The organism is Pararobbsia silviterrae (assembly GCF_003628125.1).
In the GTDB taxonomy this organism is placed as follows: Bacteria; Pseudomonadota; Gammaproteobacteria; order Burkholderiales; family Burkholderiaceae; genus Pararobbsia; species Pararobbsia silviterrae.
Map to the genome: position 1 here is coordinate 210,559 of NZ_RBZU01000002.1, position 17,830 is coordinate 228,388.

The window sequence follows — 17,830 nt, forward strand, 5'->3', positions numbered from 1 at the left end:
CGATCAGACGAACATGCTCGCGCTCAATACGGCGGTCGGCGAAATCGCGCGCGCGGCGGCCGCGTGTGCCGCATTGTCGGGGGCGGCGCCCGCGCCGATGCGTCCGAGCGCATCGCGATCGAGCAGCCGCACGCGCCGATGCGCGATCGCGACCCATCCTTCGTTCGTGAAGCGCGAGAGCGAACGGCTGACGGTTTCGAGCTGGATGCCGAGATAGCGGCCGATATCGTCGCGCGTCATGCGCAAATTGAATTCCACACCCGAATACCCGCGTGCCGTGAAGCGTTCGGACAGACTCAGCAGAAACCACGCGACGCGCCCTTCGGCGCTCATCGCGCTCAATGTGAAACGCACGGCGTCGTCGCGGCGAATCTCGCGACTCGCGAGACGCAGCAACTGGCGCTCGATCAGGGCCGGCCGAGCATGATCGGCCGACGCGCGTGCGCCGGGCAACGCGCAGATCTCGGAGTCCTCGAGCGCGGTCGCGGTCGACACATGGTGCGGTTCGTCGATGCTGTCGAGTCCCAGCACGTCGCCCTGCATCCGAAAGCCCGTGGTCTGCTCGCGCCCGTCTTCGATGTAGCGATGTGCCTTCAGCGTGCCGGAACGCACGGCGTAAATGCGCGCATGCGCGTCGCCCTGCCGAAACAAGGGCTGGCCCTTGCGAATCCGGACGCGGCGATCGATCTCGACGTCGAGCGGCCCGATCTCGTCTTGGCCAAGACCCGTCGGAATGCACAGCGGGGCCAGCGGGCAGCGAGAACAGCGCGGCATCGATTTTCTCCATACTTGAATGCGGTCGGGGCGCGCCGACATCCATGATGCGCGACGCGTTTTGTCTTGAAAACAATCGTATCGATGATTGTCAAGATCGGCTTCGACCACAAGTCCAGCATAGATGTTCATCAAATTAATCGACTTGCGATTCGTCAAGACAAAAATCGATCGAATCCAATCATTTCGGTATCCGATTGAATCCGGACGCCGATATGAAATCGAGATGATCGAACTCTGACGGTCGTCAAACTTTCGGGTTTGAGGTCATCGCATCATCGCCACCTTGCACGGGCGCATGCGGAAAGGGATTCGCGCGCCGAACGGCCGATTGGGGTCTGTGCAACGACGCGCGTGCATCGCGCGTCGTGTGGCGAATTCTTGGGTGCAATCTTGATGAATCAAATTCTTTCGACGGTGAAGGCAAAAATCATCGTCACGGTGTTGATCGGCCTGTTCGGCATGCTGATCGTGGGCGGATTCGGCGTGCGAGGCGTCTATCGGCTCAGCGAGACGCTCAGCGGCGTCTTCACCGGGAACGTGACGCCGATCAGTCAACTCAATGACGTGCGCGCGAGCATGCTGACGGGGCGTCTGGCGATGTGGCGCATGCAAGCGGAGCACAACAACACGTCGTCGCAACAGGTGCGCGATTCGCTCGCGCGGCTCGACGCGCAGTGGAAGGCGTATTACCCGGCGGGGATCACGAGCGACAAGGAACATGCCGTCGCGGACAAGGTCGACGCGGTGTTGCCGCGGTTTCGCGAAACCGTCCTGCAGGAACTGGTCTTGCTCGACCAGGGAAAGTATGACGAGGCGGGCGCATATCAAACGGGCAATGTCGCACCGATCGGCAAGGATTTGGCGACGCAGCTCGACGCCGACGTCATGATCAACGTTATGCAAGCCGATCAAGGTCAAAAGGATGCGGCCGATCAGGTGCAGCGCGATATGAGCTTGCTGTGCTCGATCATCGCGTTCAGCCTGCTGCTTTCGTTCGGCACGGCGGTCTACATGATCCGCAGCATCTTGCGGCCGCTGCGCTACGCGACCGATATCGCGGGTGAAATCGCGCAGGGCCGACTCGATACGGAAGTCGTCATCGACTGTGGCGGCGAGATCGGCGAATTGCTTGAATCGATGAAGCGCATGAGTGCGCAGCTATCGGGCATCGTCGCGAATATCCGCGACTCGAGTGACTCGATCACCGTGGCGTCGGGGCAGATCACGGCGGGCAATATGGATCTGTCGGCGCGGACCGAGGAACAGGCCGCGTCGCTCGAACAGACGGCCGCGAGCATGACCGAACTCACCGAGACCGTGCGGCAGAACGCGGAGAACGCGCGTCAGGCCGACATGCTCGCGCGCAATGCGAGCGATATGACCGAGGCCGGCAATGCCGCGGTCGGCATGATGGTCACGACGGTCAGCGAGATCCGCGCCGATTCCGCAAAGATCGCGGAAATCACGGGGATGATCGAGGGGATCGCGTTCCAGACGAATATCCTCGCGCTCAACGCGGCGGTCGAGGCGGCGCGCGCGGGCGAGTCGGGCCGCGGCTTCGCGGTCGTGGCGGGCGAGGTCCGCACGCTTGCGCAGCGCGCGTCCGGCGCGGCCAAGGAGATCAAGGAGCTGATCGAGGCATCGAGCACGAAGGTCCAGCTCGGCGCGCGGCAGGCCACCGACGTTGGCGAGACGATGGACAAGGTGATCGCCGCGATCGGCCGTGTATCGGACATCGTCTCGGAGATCTCCGCGGCGTCGGACGAACAGAGCAAGGGCATCGACCAGGTACATCAGGCGGTCAGCCAGATCGACGAAGTCACGCAGCAGAACGCGGCGCTTGTCGAACAGGTCGCCGCGGCGTCGCAGTCGCTCGAAGAACAGGCGTCAAAGATGAAGTCCGACATGACGTTCTTCCGTATCGGCGGCCGGACGTCGTTGTCGCCGATGGCGCTGCCGAAGCGGTTCGGGTCGGCCGCGCGGCCCGCGAAGGCGCACGTGAAGGCCAAGCCTCTTGCGCTGGGCGCGGGCGCGGCGCGGGCGGCAAGCGCACCGCGGCCCGATCCGCGTCCGGACCCGCGACCCGATCCGCGTCCGGACCCGCGACCCGATCCGCGTCCCGACCCGCGTCCCGACACGGCGCTCGCCGCGGGCGGTAAGGATGCCGACGCCGAGCAGTGGGCCACGTTCTGAACGACCGGTTCTGGCGGCCGCGCATGCGTCCGCCTTGGACGGTTCGCCGATACGGAGCGCGTCGTGACGGACCGCGATCGCGTGTGCATCGCGCTTGACGGACGTCGCGTCGGGTCGATGGCGAGCCGAATCGTCGGCCCGCGCGCGACGCGCCGATGCCGCCCCCTCTCCGCGTAGCGCAGACCCTTATGGCTATCTACTTTGTCTCGGACCGGTCGGCGATCGAGAAGCTTCACTCGATGGTCCGCACGGGGTCGGGCGGCGCGAACGAGCGCGTCGAAATCAACACGCCGACCTATCGGATGGCCGGACATCGCGCGCTTCAGCAACTGATCCGCGATCTGAAGCTGCAGCGGGTCGAGGCGTTCAGTCTGGCCGAAGCGAATCGTGTGACGCAGTACGTGGTCAACTACTACGCGAGCTGATCGCGCGCCGCATCGCGCGGTCGTATGGGCGACAGATCGAAGTCCATGGGCCGGCGACCTCGCCTGGGCGAGCGCGTATCTGCGTACGCGAGCGCGCGTGCGTCGCTCGCGCGGCGTGCGATGGACGAGGGTGCGTCACGCGTCATGCGTGTCGCGCGCGATCATCCGGACGATCAAATACCCGCTGCCGATCAACGATGCGATGACGCCGGCCGGCATATCGCGCGGAAACATGACCCACCGCGCGAGCCAGTCCGACACGCACAGCATGCAGGCGCCGATCGCGGCGGACGCATACAGCAGCGCGAGCGGCCGCCGCGCGCCGAGCGAGCGCGCGATATGCGGCGCGATGAGTCCCGCAAACGACAGCGGGCCGACCACGAGGGTCGCGGCCATCGTCATCAGCGCACTCCAGGCGACAAGCACGAGACGGCACGACGCGACGTCGAGTCCGAGCGAACGCGCGACGGGTGCGCCGAGCGGCGCGATGTCGAGCCAGCGCCGGATCAGCGGCACGCCGGCGAGCGCGACCGCGGCGAACGCGGCGACGCACGCCGCCATCCACGGCGTCACGCCGTAGGTCGAACCCACAAGCAGATTCAACAAGACCATGAGGCGCGGATTCCCGCTCGCCATCGCGAGTGTCGATACGCCTTGCAACAGCGTCGTGATCGCGAGACCGGCGAGCAGCAGCGCGTCGGGCGATTGCGCGGTCCGCCGTGCGACGACGAGCAGCACGCCGAGCGTCGCGGCGCATCCGAGCGCGCAGCCTTCGAGCAGCACGCGCGCATCGGGCGCCTGGCTCGCGAACAGCGCGAGCGTCACGCCGAGCGTGCCGCCGGCGCTCAGGCCGAGCAGATCGGGACTCGCCATCGGATTGGCCGTCATGCGCTGGAGGATCGCGCCGGCAAGCGCGAGCAGCACGCCGACCGACAGCGCGGCGATCGCATGCGGCATGCGCAGATCGAGCACGGATCCGACATAGGCCGCCGTGTCGACATGCCAGCCGTGCGCGTCGCGACTGACGCCGATCGACAGCGCGAGCGCGAGCAGCGTGAGACTGACGCAGATCGCGATCGCGCGTGACGGCATGCCCGCATGATCGATCGCGCGCATCGCGGGGCGCGGCGTTGAAGTGGCGGCGGCGGGGCGTGCGACGTTTCGACGCAGCCGGGGGATCAGGGCGAGCATCAGCGGCGCGCCGACGAATGCCGTGACCGCGCCGGTCGGCACGAGCACGCCGCGCGTGCCGGACAGGGCTTGCGCGATATCGTCGGCGAGCCAGAGCAAGGCCGCGCCGAGGCACGGCGCCCAGATCATCCGGTCGCGCAGACGGCGCGCGCCCGCGAGACGCGCGAGCGCGGGCGCGCCGAGCCCGACGAAGCCGACGACACCGACCGCGCTGACGACGAACGCGGTGATCAGCAGCGTGATGCCCAGCGCGAGCGCGCGCGTCGCACGAAGCGGGACGCCGAGCCCCATCGCGACGTCGTCACCCGCGTCGAGCGCCGAAAGCGGACGCATCAACACGCCGATGCAGGCGAGACACGGCACGAAGCGGATCAGCAGACCGCCCGCCACGTGCCAGTCCTGTTGCGCCATCGCGCCGCCGCACCAGACGTTGAGCAGTTCGAGCTTGTCGTAGTAGAGGATCGCGAGTGCGAGCGACGTGGCCGAACAGCACAGGTTCACGATCATGCCGCCGAGGATCAGCGACAGCGTCGAGAGTCCGCGCCGCGCGGCGATCGCGAGCGTGAGCGCCAGCGCGAGGCCGGCGCCCGCGAGGGCCACGAGTTCGCGTCCCGCATCGAGCCACGACGGCGCGAACACCGTCGCCACGGCCACGGCGAGATAGGCGCCCGGGAACACGCCGAGCGTGGTCGGTTCGGCGAGCGGATTGCGCAGGACGTGCTGCATGACGGCGCCCGCAAGCCCGAGCGCCGCGCCGCAGAGCAGGCAGACGGCGATGCGCGGGAATGCGCTGTCGTGGAGCAGTAACTGTCGCGCGTCGAGCGGGTCGGGCGCGACGAGCGCGCGTGCCCATTCGGACAGCGGGGCGAGCGTGTGCAGCCGGTATGCGCAGAGCATCGCGGCGAGCGCGAACAGACCGAGCGCGATGCGCAGCGTCGGACGATCGGTTCCGGTGCGGGTGGAAAGGGTGAGCATCTTCATGGACCGCGTGCGTCGGAGGGACGGTCCGCGGCGAGCGCGAGCAGCGCGGTCGACAGCGAGGCGGCGAACGCCGCGGCCGACGCGATGCCGCCGTTCGGCGGTGCGGAAGGCAGGGCGACCTGGCGGCCGGGCCGCATCACGGGCAGCATGCGCCAGAGCGGACTTTGCGACATGGCGCGCGAGACCGTGACGGGCAGCGGCGCGAAATACGCGAGGATCGCGTCCTGCAGATCGGCGAGCGCGTCGACGGACACCGTCGCGAAACCCGCGCCGTTGACGTCCGCGTGCCATGCGTTGCGCACGCCGATGCGCGCGAGCACATCGCCGTAGAGACTGGTCGAACCATAAAGACGGCAGCCGAGCGGATCGACGATGCGCGCGACGAGCACGGGCCGTTGCGCGGCGCGTGGCGACGCGGCGATACGATCGCGCCATGCGTCGAGCGCGGCATCGGTCGCGTCGATCGCGCGCTGTGCCTGTGTCGGGCGACCGAGCAGCGCGCCGAGCGCGCGGAGATCGGCGCAGGCGTCGGCGTACGGTTTTCCCGAGCCCGGCGAGCCGATCACGCGGACCGTCGCGACGCGTTCGAGCGACGCCATGAGCGAGGCGTGCGCGGGCGTCGCGAGGATCAGCGACGGCGCGAGCGCGCGCATGAGTTCGAGGTTCGGCTGGAAGATCAGGCCGACGTCAACGACCGATCGCGGCAGCGGCGAGGCCGGGAACTGCGCGCGAAACCCGTCGGGGTTCGCGGATCCGACCGGCGTCACGCCGAGCGAAACCAGCAGTTCCGTGAGCCGCCAGTCGAGACAAATGATGCGCGGTGCGGCACCGGTGTTCGCGCCGGCGTCGCGATGCGCGTCGGACGCGATGGGCGTCGCCGCGTCGGCGATCGTGCGGTCGGCCGCCGACGCCGACGCCGACGCCGACGCAGCAGCAGCGAGCGCGGATCGCGCGGGCGCGCAGACGCACGCCGCGCCGATTGCCGAGAGCAGCGCGCGCCGGCGCGCGCTGGCCGGACCGTTCGGACTTACCACTGATACTTGACCCCCGCGAGCACGAGGCGGCCTTCGCCCCACGTGCACATCAGATCGTTCTGGCACGAGGCGATGTACTGGCGATCGAGCAGATTGCTGACGTTGAGCGTCGCGGTCCAGCCGTGCATCGAACGGAACGCGCGGCCCAGGTCGTAGCGCAGCGCGATGTCGATCAGCGTGGCCGACGTCGTGTAGAGCGTATTGGTGGGGTCGCCGTATGAGCCGCCGATATAGCGAATGCCCGCGCCGGCCTGAACCCCGGCGAGCATGCCGCCGAGCACGCTCGAATCGATCGTGTAGTCGGCCCAGAGCGATGCCGTATTGCGCGGAATGCCGACCGGGACCTTGCCCGCGTTCGTATCGTTGCTCTTCGTGTTGAGCAGGTTCGTGTACGTATAGCTGCCGATGAGCTGGAGGTTGTTCGTGAGGCTTGCATGGGCCTCGGCCTCGAAGCCCTGCGAACGGATCTCGCCCGTGAGCACCTCGTAGCCCAAGTGCACGGGGTCGGGCGTCTGCACGTTCTGCTCGGTCAGATGGAATGCCGAGACGGTCACGAAGCTCGTCGCGTTATGCGGCTGGAACTTGACGCCGATTTCGTATTGCTCGCCCGTCGTCGGCGCGAACGCATTGCCGTAGTAGTCGGTGCCGACTTGAGGCTGGAACGACTTCGAGTAGCTCGCATACGGCGCGATGCCGGAGTCGAACTGATAGACGCCGCCCACGCGCCATGTGAACGCGCGGTTCGATTGATGCGTCTGCGAGCCGTTCTGATACGAGTCGAAGTCTTCGTCGGTCCAGTCCTCGCGGATGCCGCCGAGGAACGACCAGTGTCCGATATCGATATGGTCCTGCGCATAGGTGCCGAGCTGACGGACCGATTCCGCGCCCGATGTACCGGCGACGAAAGTCGGCGCCGCGATCGACTGGCCGTACTGAGGGTTCGTCACGCTCAACGAAGGGGAATTGTCGAGCGAGAAGAGGAAGTAGTGGTCGAACTGGATGTTCTGATAGTCGAGTCCGGCCGTGACTTCATGGTCGAGCGCGCCCGTGGCGAAGTGCGCGGTGACCTGATTGTCGAGCGTGTGCGCGTTGACCGTGCCGGTGTTCAGATACGGCTCGCGCGCCAATTCGGTGCCGTTGTTGACATAGCCGAGATCGTCGGCGACGTATTGAACGGTCTGGTCGTTATGCAGGAAGCGATAGCTCTGCTTGACCGACCACGTGTCGTCGAAGCGATGCTCGAACGTGTAGCCGATCGATTCCTGCGTCTTGCGGAAACTGTCGTAGTCGGGCTCGCCCGGATCGAAGCTGCGCGGCAACTGCACGACGCCCGGCAGCACCGTGCCGACGGCCGGTACGGAGTTGTAGATGCCCGCCTCGGGATCGTTCTGATAGTTCGCGAAGACGGTCAGCGACGTATCGGTGTTGGGCCGCCAGGTGATCGTCGGCGCGATCGCAATGCGTTGCTCGCGCACGAAGTCGGTCTGCGTGCCGGTGTCGAAGCCATCGGCCGTCAAGCGATAGAGCAGGGTGCCGTCCTTGTCGAGCGGTCCGCTGAAATCGAAGAACCCTTGGACGCGTCCGTAGCTGCCGGTCTGGAAGCCGATCTCGTGGTACGGATCGGACGTCGGCATCTTGCTCACGAGATTGACGATGCCGCCCGGCGACGACTGGCCGTAGAGCACCGACGCGGGCCCGTGCACGTAGTCGATGCTTTCGAACATGTACGGATCGAAGCTCGTGACGTTGAAGCCGAAGCCGCCCGAGGGGCCCGGCGTACGCAGGCCGTTCCAGAACTCGTCGACGAGGAAGCCGCGCGCGTACAGATATTCGAGCGAATCGGTGTTCGTGCCGCGTTGTTCGGGATTGATGCCCGACGTGTAGCGCAGGGCCTGCGCGACGCTTTGCGGATCCTGGATGTCCATCTGGTCGCGCGTGACGACCGAGACCGATTGCGGCGTGCGGATCAGCGGCGTCGACGTTTTCGTCGCGGTGGTGCTCGTTTGCGCGACATAGCCGGTCGTGGCGCCGTCGGCGGCGCGCTGGCCCGTCACGACGACGGCCGGCAATGGCTGATCGGTCGCCGTCGCATCCGAGGCGGCGGCCGGTGCGGTGGCGCTCGACGCAGCGGCGCCCGACGCAGCGGCGCCCGGCACGCTCACGGCTGATTGCGCCCATGCGGCGTCGGTGAGCAGCAGTGCGATCGCGAGCGGCACCGCGCGGCGCCGCAAGCCTGCCGTGCGCCCCGCAGCGGGCCGATGCGCGCGCGGCGCGCCTTGAATTCTTCCCCGTTTCATATCGTTCGTTCCCGGTTAAGCCAGTGTTCGATGCACGTCATTTGAGTTGTTATTGAGAATCATTACTACCTTAGTTCGCAACTCAACGCGCCGGGGCATAGAATACGTGCGTGCGTTCCGCGACGTATCGTCATTCAATTTCGAGAAACCGCCATCTTTTGGCGATTCGATCAGGAAGTTCCACGAGGTGAGGCCTTGAGCGACATCTGGCAACAATTGTCGGGCACCCAATACCGGCGTCTATCGCGTCCGATCATAGCGAGTGCATATGATTATCGTGATGGCGATAGTGAAAGCTGGCATTCGCACCAGCAGCCGCAATTCGTGTTTTCGACGTTCGGCGTGCTGCGCGTGATCACGCCGGCGGGCGCATGGACGCTGGGCCCGCATCGGGGGCTCTGGTTGCCTTCGCGCGTCGGGCATGAATTGCAGGCGATCGGCGATACGACGGTCTATAGCGTCTACTTCGAGCCCGAGATGTCGCCGTGGCGCGGCGGCGATTGCCGCGTGCTCGTCATTTCGGCGCTGTTGCGCGAGCTTGTCACGACGATGGTCGAGGAGCGGCGCTCGGACTCCGTGCTCAAGACCGAGCTGATCACGCCCTTGCTCATCGAGGAGATGCGCGGTGCGCGCGAGTCGTTCGAAGGGAGCTTGCCCTTGCCGACCGATCGGCGATTGCGGCAGATCTGCGAGGGCTTGCTCGCCGCGCCGTCGAATACCGACTCGCTCGACGAGTGGGGCGAGCGCGTCGGCGCGAGCGAGCGCACGCTCGGCCGTCTGTTCAAGACGGAGACCGGCCTCACGTTCGGTCAGTGGCGTCAGCAGTTACGGATCGTCGAGTCGGTGTCGCGCCTCGCGCGCGGCCTCGCCGTCGCGACGATCGCGACCGAGCTCGGCTACCGGAATTCGAGCGCATTCATCACGATGTTCAAGAGGGCGATGGGTGAAACGCCGCAGCGCTATTTGAAGAGCTGAAGCCAACCTGCCTGCGGATCTGTTTGCGCGTAGGTGCGTGCGTGTATGCAGGCGCCTGTATGCGGGCACTCCTATGCGGGTGCACGTGCCGTCGTCTGCATTCGCCGCTCACGTTTGCGACGGGGTGTGCCGAATCCATGGACTGCGTGAAAGCTTGCGTTTGGCTAACCTATCCTCATTCGATGGCGGCGCGTCGTGTTTGAGCCGGCCTGTACCCCGTGTCGCATTTCACTTGAACAACAGGGATGCCCATGTCCGATGTCCTGCTGCAAGGTCAAGCCGATCACGCCATGCGGAACTGGTCCCACCCCGACCCCGGACACATCAAGATCGGCTCGCGCGCGCATCTCGAGATGTTCTGCGACATGCTGCTCGAGACGCACAACCCCTACAAACCCGCGGTGATCGATTGGCCGGCGCTCTCGCCCGATGCGCTTGAACGCGTGACGTCGTTGCCGATCTGGGACATGGCGGTTCAGAAGGAAGGCAGTGCCTCGATCAGCGTCGAGACCTTTGCGAAGACGATCGACGACCCCTTGCTGCGGCGCGCGCTCGAGATGGACGGCAACGAGGAACTGCGCCATAAGGCCGTGCTCTCGAAGCTGGTCGAGGCATACGGTATTACGCTTTCTCCCGAGCCCGACTATCCGCCGCCGACGGACCCCGAGTGGGGCTGGATGGCGATCGGGTATGGCGAGTGCATCGACAGCTTTTTTGCGTTCGGCCTGTTCGAGGTCGCGCGGCGCTCCGGGTATTTCCCGCCTGAACTCGTCGAGACGTTCGAGCCCGTCATCCAGGAGGAAGGCCGCCATATCCTGTTCTTCGTGAACTGGGCCGCGTGGTACCGACGCAATATGCCGTGGTGGCGACGGCCCTGGTTTGCGTTGAAGACGGCCGCGGTCTGGGTGCATCTCGTGCGTGAGCGGATCGGTATCGCGAAGGGTGTCGACAAGGACGCCGTCGCGGGCGACGCGAAGCAGGACACGAATTTCACGGTCAGCGGGACGGGCGCTGTCGGCGACGCATTGGGTCTCGCGCAGATGATCGATCTGTGCCTCGAAGAGAACGCGCGCCGCATGGCCGGTTACGACACACGTTTGCTGCGGCCGCGCATCGTGCCGTTTCTCGCGCGCGTGGTACGCAAGTTTGTTCGCTAGGGCAGGCACGAAGCACAACTGCGTGAACGCATGCCGGTGATGTAACGATTCGAAATGATCGAGGGCCGCGATACGGTCCCCGCGGCGCGCTTCTTGCTGTTGTGCAGGCGTGTCGGAGGCCTCGCGGCCCGAGCTTTCCGTGTGCGCCGCGTCAAGGTGACGTGGCGCGTCCGACGCGGTTTTGCTCTACGCGGAGGATCGATCATGAAACGCTCGAAACACACGATCAGACAAACGGCCGTTCGCGCGATCGTCATGGGGCTGGGTGCCTGGGTCCTCGCCGCGCCGCTCGTATCGCGCGCGGACGACACGCCGAATCCGTGCGCGGCGCTCAAGCGCATTGTTTCCGCCGCGCCGCAAGGTTTCGCGACACTCGGCCCCGACGACGGACGTGCGGTCGCTCAGCCGTATGGAACCGACGCCTCATGTACGGGATCGCACGACACCTACGAATGCCAATGGTCGTCGAATCCCGGCGCGGGCTCGGTCGCCGACGCATTGCAAGCCGTCGCGGCCGATATCGCCGCGTGTCTGCCTCAGGCGACGCACGACCAGAACACGCCCGGACTCCAGCATTTCTACATCGGTGCCAAGGGTGCGCGCACGGAAATTTCAGCGACGACGGCCGGCGATACGCGACTCAAGATCGTCGTGTCGGGCAAGTAGAGGCGTGGCCGTGTGCAAGGCGCCGGCGCGGCACACGCGGCCTATCGCGCACGACGGGGTGGGGCCGCGTCTGACGGCCGACCTAGACGCGACCGAGTTGGATACGGCCGACTTAGATACGGCCGACTTAGATACGGGTGGCTTAGATACGGGTGGCTTAGATGCGGGCGACTTAGATGCGGCCGCGATATCGATAGGCGAAATCGATGGTTCGGCGTCGCTCGGCGTTCACGGACACTATGGGCATGCCAGCCGAGCGAGCCCACGCCATGAAGGTCTCCGGATATCGCGAGTCTCCCCGTTTCGACGACGCAGCGGACCCCGCATCGGGCGCGGCGCCGCGTGCGTCCGCGTCCGTCACACGCGTCGTCGCTGTGCTGTTGATCGCGGTGGTGCTCGCGTGCGTCGAACGGGAAATGCATGGCGTGACGCATGGATCGCTCACGTCCGCTGTGAGCGGCGCGTTCGGCGAAGTCGTGCGCCATTTGACATCGGTATTCACGCACGGGCGTTGATGCGGGCGCCGGCCGCGCGTGCCGATCCCTATCTGACCGCCTAGGCCCGCTGGTCGATCCACAGGCGTCCCCAACGCGCACCGTAAGCCAGCGCGTGATCGGGCTCGAAGAAATAGTCGACGGCGTCGAAATGGATCGGGTTCGCACCGGGGGCATCGGCGGGATCGAGCGTCAAGCTGGCCGCGAACAACCCGTTGAATACGGGGCGTGCCTCGACTGCGAGGTGATACCCCTTGTAGGAAAGCGCTTGAGAGCGAGCTTGGATCATGGTTACCTGCGACAGAGCGACAACGTAGCTTGAGACTACACATCGGTCCTGAACGACGGAAACGATCTTTTTCGCTATCGATATCAACGGGTTCGCGCTTTGTTCATCGAATGCCGCCTGCTTTAGGGCGACGAAGGCCTTCGGCGTGCGCACAGTTGTTGTCACGCGTTCGAAGGAAGATGACGGGTGCGTCATCTTCTGCCTGCCTATCACTCGCGACTATCACTCGCGACTATCACTCGCGACTATCGCGCATGACCATCACGTACGACTATCCAGCGCGATTCGAGTTTGCCGTCTTGATATGTGACTATGTCGATAACAGATATCGAACACGCATCGATAGACCGTCGGGCATGAGATCGATCGATACGCACCTCATCAGGACACGCGTTCGCGTTCAGTCCGTCGTCAGATGGGCCGCGAGCCAGTCGATGAACACGCGCACCTTCGGTGGCAGATATCGATTCGGCGGATAGAGCAGCCAGACCGGACCGCTATAGGCGCGCGGTTCGAGCGACCAGTCGGGCAATACGTGCACGAGCAGGCCGTCGCGCAAGGCGTCCGTCACGGCGAATTCGGGCAGGATCGCGATGCCCAGGTCCTGACGCGCGGCGTCGAGCCGCGCATCGACATCGTTCGCCAGATACCGGCCCCGGATTTCGACGCTCTGCGTGTGCGTGCCGCGCCGGAATGTGAGCCGGTTGTCGTCCACGGTCTCGCCAAGATAGAGGCAATCGTGATGCGCGAGATCGCGCGGGGCGGTCGGCGCGCCACGCGCGCGTACATAGCCGGGCGAGGCGCACGGCATCCAGCGGATCGCGCCGAGCCGGCGCGCGGCGAGCCCCTGAGGCGGCGTCGGGGTCGGCCGGATCACGAGATCGACGGCGTCGCGGATCGGATCGACGTCGTGATCGGTGAACATCAGATGGACGTCGACGTCCGCGTAGGCCCGCAAAAATCCGGGAATCAGCGGGTGAATCACGCTGCGCGCGAGCGAGATCGGCGCGCTCACGCGGACACGGCCCTGCGGACGTTCCTGGAGCCGGCCCGCCGCGTCGGCCGCGCTCGCGGCCGCGGCGACCATCGCCTCGGCGTGCCGATAGATCTCGGCGCCCGATTCGGTGAGTCGGATGCTGCGCGTCGAGCGTTCGAGCAGGCGCGCGCCGAGCGCGTGTTCGAGCCGCTTCATCTGCCGGCTCACGGTCGACGGCGTGGTGCCGAGTTCGCGCGCGGCAACCGAGAAATTGCCCGTCTCCACGACGCGTGCGAAGGTCGCGAGATCGGGTAGCAAGCCGAGAAGATCGTTCGGGTTCATGGCGGGGCGTCGTCAAAGGCTCGGGGATCCGGCGCGGCACGTATCGGACCGGCGCTGTGCCGTGCGGTCCGGCCGTCGGGTCAGGGCATGGCGTCGAGGGATTGAGTTTGGGAATCGGGTCCGTGGATCAGGCCGCTGCATCGGTGATTGCCTCGCGCCGTTGCATCAGGCCAATGCCTCAGACCACTGCATCGAGCCACTGCATTGAATCCGGACGGCGAGTCCAGGCATTCCGGCGGGCCGCCGCGTCGTTCCGTCACCGTGTATCTGTGCATTTCAAGCATCAATGATATTCGGATGGGCCGTATTATCGCGCCGGATGCGAGGCCGGACAATGTCGACCTATCGCCAAGGTCGCTCGCCCATGCATACCGTGTTCGCTGTGTCCCGCCGCGCCTCGCGCGCCGGCGCCCGAGTCGCCGCCCACTCCCGCCTGATCGATGCGCTGCTCGTGACCGTCGCGCTGATCTGGGGCACGAGTTACGGCGTCGTCAAAGGCGCGCTCCTGATCTATCCGGTGCTCGGCCTGCTCGCGTTGCGCTTCGGCATCACGTGCGTCGTGCTGTCGCCCGCTTTGCGCGTGCTCGTGTCCTTGCCGCGCGCCGCGATTGCGCGCGTCGTCGGCGCGAGTCTGTTGATGCTCGGCATTTTTCTCGCGGAGACGTTCGGCGTCTCGCTGACGCATGCGTCGAACGCCGCGTTCCTGATCAGTCTGTGCGTGGTCCTGACACCTTTGATCGAATGGGCGTGGCTCAAGCGCGCGCCGCGACCGATCGAATGGATCGCCGCGGGCCTTTCGCTGTTCGGTGCGTTACTGCTTGGCGGCGGCTTCGCGTTCACGCCCGGCGACGGGCTGATGGTGCTCGCGGCCGCGTTGCGCGCCTTGAGCGCGTGCGCGTCGAAACGGGTCATGAAGGCGAACGCGGTCCCGCCGTTGACGCTGACCGCCGCGCAGGCCTGCATCGTGTCGCTCGGCTGCATCGTGCTCGGACTCGCGCTCGCGCACGGTAGTGGTCATGGTCATGGTCATGGTCACTGGCCGCCATTGCCCGGATGGACCGGACATGGGGCGTTCTGGGGCAGCATCGCGTATCTCGTCGTCGGATGTACCGTCTTCGCGTTCTTCGTCCAGAACTACGCGGTCAGCCGCAGCAGCCCGACGCGTGTCGCCTTGCTCATGGGCAGCGAACCGATGTTCGGCGCGCTGTTTGCCTGCCTGTGGCTCGGCGAACGGATGTCCGTCATCGGCTGGATCGGCGGCACGCTGATCGTCGTCGCGTCGCTGCTTGCGGTCGGCTTCGAGCGAACCGTAAGCGCGAACGGCACACGCGATGCGCGCGACGAGAGCGATGCGCGACGACGCGTCGCGGCCTGAGCGCATCGGAGCCTCACGTCGGTCATGCGGAGCAAGGTCGAGGTACGCGGCTTGCTGATGTGCGGGACGTTTCGACTCTACGCTCCGCAAACCGATGACTTCATTCGCTTGGGTAAGCCGCGCAACGCTCGTCTGCGCATGCTCGATCTTCGTGACGGGATGCTCGACCGTCGGGCCGTCGCGCCTGCGTGCCGATCAGGTCAACTACGAACGCGCGCTCGGCGACGCGAAGAAGCGCGAAATGCTCGCGACGGTCGTCGGCCTGCGCTTCGGCGATGCGCCCTCGTTCGTGACCGTGAGCCAGATCATCGCGGCCTATAACTTCGACGCAAGCGGCGGTCCGATCCTGAATCTCGGCTCGGGCTCGATACCGAATTACGCCGAGGGCACGGCGACGTTCTCCTACGCGAACCATCCGACGTTCACGTTCACGCCCGTCACGGGCGAGGCCTATGCGACGGCCTATATCCGGCCGTTGCCGACGTCGCTGATCCTGCCGCTGGCGGACAGCGGCATGCCGATCGATCTGCTGTTGCGCGTGGCCGTGCAATCGATCGGCGATCTGCAGAACGCGGCGCCGCTCGGCGGCGCGAACAGCGACGGATCGCCGGGCTTCTTCGAGCTGTTGCGCGCGCTGCGGCGCTTGCAGCTCGCGGGCGAATTGACGCTCGAATACAAGGATGTCGACAAGGTCCAGCATATTTCGCTGACGCTCGGCGCGAACACGACGACGGAGCCCGCGCAGAACCGGCAGGACATCGATACCGTGCGTCGCTTGTTGCATTTGCCGGAGACCGCCGCGACCTACGAGATCGTCAACGCATCGGGCGCGAGCGCGCCGCGCGGCGCGACGATCACGATGGTCACGCGGTCGGTGCTCGGCATCCTCTCGAATCTCGGTGCGCAGATCGAAGTGCCCGACGACGCGATCGCCGGCGGCGAGACGAAGCCGACCGTGCATCTCGTCGGCGGCGAAACGCGTCCGACGGTCGTCGTGCACGAAGGATCGGGTGCGCCGTCGGGCGCGTATGTCGCGATCGAATACGACGCGAACTGGTATTGGATCGACCGCGCGGACTTCGATTCGAAGTACGCGTTCACGGTCGTGCAGAACATCATCGCGCTTGCCGAGGCGACGCAGGACACCAAGGCGCCGATCGTGACGATCCCGGCTAACTAGCGACGCGCGTAGCGATGCGCATCGCCGCGCGCGCCGTGCTCAATGACTCGCGTGCATCGCCTCGCGAATCGAGCCGGCGTTCTCCGCGCGCGGCGTCGCGCGGCCGAGCAGCACCATCAGCACGGCCGACGCGAGCGCGGGGACCGCGGCCGCGAAGAACAACGACGGCGTCGACCAGTTCCAGGCGATGAGCTGACCCGCGACGACCGGTCCGACGACCGAGCCGATGCGGCCGATGCCGAGACTCCAGCCGATGCCCGTCGCGCGCAGATCGGTCGGATAGCCGATGCCCGCGAATGCGTTGATGGCCGGTTGTCCGCCGACGATGCAAAAGCCCGCGACGAAGACCACGGCGCCGAGCAGCCACAGGGCGTGCGCGGTCTGACCGATCAAGGCGATCGACACGCATGCGAGCGCGAACGAGCAGACGAGCACGCGCACGAAGCCGAGCTTTTCGATCATGCGGCCGAGCAGCACGGTGCCGATCACGCCGCCGACTTGCAGTGTCGTGCCGACGAGCACGGCGGTGCGCGTGTCGTAGCCCGCGTCGTGAATCAGCGTCGGCAGCCAGTTCGACAGGAAGTACAGATTGATGAGGTTCATGAAGTTCACGATCCAGAGCAGCACCGTGAACGCCGCGCGGCCCCGCGAGAACAACGCGGCGACCGGCACGCCGCCGTGGGCCTGTTCGGCGACCGCGAAACGCGTGTCGGCGTCGATCGGCAGCGACGGGTCGAAATCGCGCAGCCAGCCGACGACTTTCTCGCGCATGCGGCCCGTCACGCGCTGCTTGAGCACGAGAAACTGGATCGATTCGGGCAGCGCGAAGACCATCGCGATCGCGAGGCACAACGGCAGGATGCCGCCCGCGATAAACACCGACGGCCAGCCGAACGCGGGAATCAGCGCCGCGCTCACGAAGCCGCCGGCCGCCGCGCCGAACGTGAAGCCGCACGAGACGAGCATCATGCTCGTGACGCGGAAGCGCGCGGCGCTGAATTCGCCGGCGAGCGACATCGCATTGGGCATGATGCAGCCGAGCGCGAGACCGGTGACGAAGCGCAGCGCGAGCAGCGTCTGGATGCTCGTTGCGCCGGCGGTCGCGAGCATCAGGCAACCGAACGCGAACGTCGCGCCGATGATCACGGGGCGCCGGCCGATCCGGTCGGCGAGCAGGCTGAGTCCGAGCGCGCCGACCATCAGGCCGAACAGGCTCGCGCCGAAGACCGGGCCCATCGCGGCTTTCGGGACGCCCCACGCATGGATCAGCGCGGGCGCGACATACCCGATCGATTGCACGTCGAAACCGTCGAGCACGAGACACAGGCCGCACAGGATCAGCAACGTCATCTGGCGCGCGTTGGTGCGGCCGCTGTCGATCACGCGACCGACGTCAATCGTCTGCGAGGGGCTCATCGTTGTCTCCGTCATGATTATGTAAGCCGGACCTGGGGCGGCCCGGCCGCGCGGCTATGGTC

Annotated in this window: 15 protein-coding genes; 8 read left to right on the forward strand and 7 right to left on the reverse strand. The window is 66.2% G+C overall.

Annotated features, from left to right (window positions below; all coding sequences use genetic code 11):
* Positions 1–3: 3 nt before the first annotated feature.
* On the reverse strand, positions 4–774 hold the full coding sequence (locus tag D7S86_RS06325; protein ID WP_240648013.1) for a helix-turn-helix domain-containing protein: 771 nt from the start codon (positions 772–774) through the stop codon (positions 4–6).
* A gap of 396 nt (positions 775–1,170) precedes the next feature.
* On the opposite strand from D7S86_RS06325, the gene D7S86_RS06330 reads away from it, so the two are divergent.
* Together D7S86_RS06330 and D7S86_RS06335 are read left to right on the forward strand one after the other, a co-directional pair.
* Positions 1,171–2,970: a methyl-accepting chemotaxis protein gene (locus tag D7S86_RS06330; protein ID WP_205962755.1), complete on the forward strand. Its 1,800-nt coding sequence runs from the start codon at positions 1,171–1,173 to the stop codon at positions 2,968–2,970.
* A 188-nt stretch (positions 2,971–3,158) separates the two neighbouring features.
* The gene (locus D7S86_RS06335; protein ID WP_147432239.1) at positions 3,159–3,395 is read left to right on the forward strand and encodes a hypothetical protein; all 237 of its coding nucleotides are present in this window, start codon (positions 3,159–3,161) and stop codon (positions 3,393–3,395) included.
* A gap of 135 nt (positions 3,396–3,530) precedes the next feature.
* Here D7S86_RS06335 and fhuB read toward each other — a convergent pair whose 3' ends face one another.
* From fhuB to D7S86_RS06350, 3 genes are read right to left on the reverse strand one after another with little or no spacing between them, the layout of a single operon-like run.
* Positions 3,531–5,567 (reverse strand): Fe(3+)-hydroxamate ABC transporter permease FhuB, encoded by a 2,037-nt coding sequence (gene fhuB, locus D7S86_RS06340; protein WP_240648014.1) that lies wholly within the window; start codon positions 5,565–5,567, stop codon positions 3,531–3,533.
* Positions 5,564–6,601, reverse strand: a complete 1,038-nt coding sequence (locus tag D7S86_RS06345; protein WP_158601874.1) for an ABC transporter substrate-binding protein — start codon at positions 6,599–6,601, stop codon at positions 5,564–5,566. The genes fhuB and D7S86_RS06345 overlap by 4 nt, the downstream gene beginning before the upstream one ends.
* Positions 6,595–8,898 carry a TonB-dependent siderophore receptor gene (locus D7S86_RS06350; RefSeq protein ID WP_121084675.1) on the reverse strand — a complete coding sequence of 768 codons (2,304 nt, stop codon included), beginning with the start codon at positions 8,896–8,898 and terminating at the stop codon, positions 6,595–6,597. The genes D7S86_RS06345 and D7S86_RS06350 overlap by 7 nt, the downstream gene beginning before the upstream one ends.
* Positions 8,899–9,222: 324 nt before the next feature.
* On the opposite strand from D7S86_RS06350, the gene D7S86_RS06355 reads away from it, so the two are divergent.
* The 4 genes from D7S86_RS06355 (at position 9,223) to D7S86_RS06375 (ending at position 12,211) form a co-directional block, all read left to right on the forward strand.
* A complete protein-coding gene (locus D7S86_RS06355) occupies positions 9,223–9,873 on the forward strand; it encodes a helix-turn-helix domain-containing protein (protein ID WP_240648015.1) in 651 nt (216 codons plus the stop codon).
* Between the two features lie 251 nt (positions 9,874–10,124).
* Complete coding sequence (locus D7S86_RS06360; RefSeq protein ID WP_121084679.1) at positions 10,125–11,030, forward strand: ferritin-like domain-containing protein; 906 nt, start codon at positions 10,125–10,127, stop codon at positions 11,028–11,030.
* A 204-nt stretch (positions 11,031–11,234) separates the two neighbouring features.
* Positions 11,235–11,696: a hypothetical protein gene (locus D7S86_RS06365; RefSeq protein ID WP_420813208.1), complete on the forward strand. Its 462-nt coding sequence runs from the start codon at positions 11,235–11,237 to the stop codon at positions 11,694–11,696.
* A 269-nt stretch (positions 11,697–11,965) separates the two neighbouring features.
* Entirely contained in the window at positions 11,966–12,211 is a 246-nt protein-coding gene (locus D7S86_RS06375; protein ID WP_121084681.1) for a hypothetical protein, read from the forward strand.
* Between the two features lie 40 nt (positions 12,212–12,251).
* On the opposite strand, the gene D7S86_RS30615 is transcribed toward D7S86_RS06375, so the two are convergent.
* Both D7S86_RS30615 and D7S86_RS06385 read right to left on the reverse strand, forming a co-directional pair.
* Positions 12,252–12,479, reverse strand: coding sequence for a transcriptional regulator (locus D7S86_RS30615; RefSeq protein WP_121085246.1), 228 nt, complete (start codon positions 12,477–12,479; stop codon positions 12,252–12,254).
* Positions 12,480–12,879: 400 nt separating this feature from the next.
* Entirely contained in the window at positions 12,880–13,797 is a 918-nt protein-coding gene (locus D7S86_RS06385; RefSeq protein ID WP_121084683.1) for a LysR family transcriptional regulator, read from the reverse strand.
* A gap of 364 nt (positions 13,798–14,161) precedes the next feature.
* On the opposite strand from D7S86_RS06385, the gene D7S86_RS06390 reads away from it, so the two are divergent.
* Together D7S86_RS06390 and D7S86_RS06395 are read left to right on the forward strand one after the other, a co-directional pair.
* Positions 14,162–15,172: a DMT family transporter gene (locus D7S86_RS06390; RefSeq protein ID WP_121085247.1), complete on the forward strand. Its 1,011-nt coding sequence runs from the start codon at positions 14,162–14,164 to the stop codon at positions 15,170–15,172.
* 94 nt (positions 15,173–15,266) lie between these two features.
* The gene (locus D7S86_RS06395; RefSeq protein ID WP_121084685.1) at positions 15,267–16,352 is read left to right on the forward strand and encodes a hypothetical protein; all 1,086 of its coding nucleotides are present in this window, start codon (positions 15,267–15,269) and stop codon (positions 16,350–16,352) included.
* 39 nt (positions 16,353–16,391) lie between these two features.
* On the opposite strand, the gene D7S86_RS06400 is transcribed toward D7S86_RS06395, so the two are convergent.
* Complete coding sequence (locus D7S86_RS06400; protein ID WP_240648017.1) at positions 16,392–17,768, reverse strand: MFS transporter; 1,377 nt, start codon at positions 17,766–17,768, stop codon at positions 16,392–16,394.
* Positions 17,769–17,830: the final 62 nt, after the last annotated feature.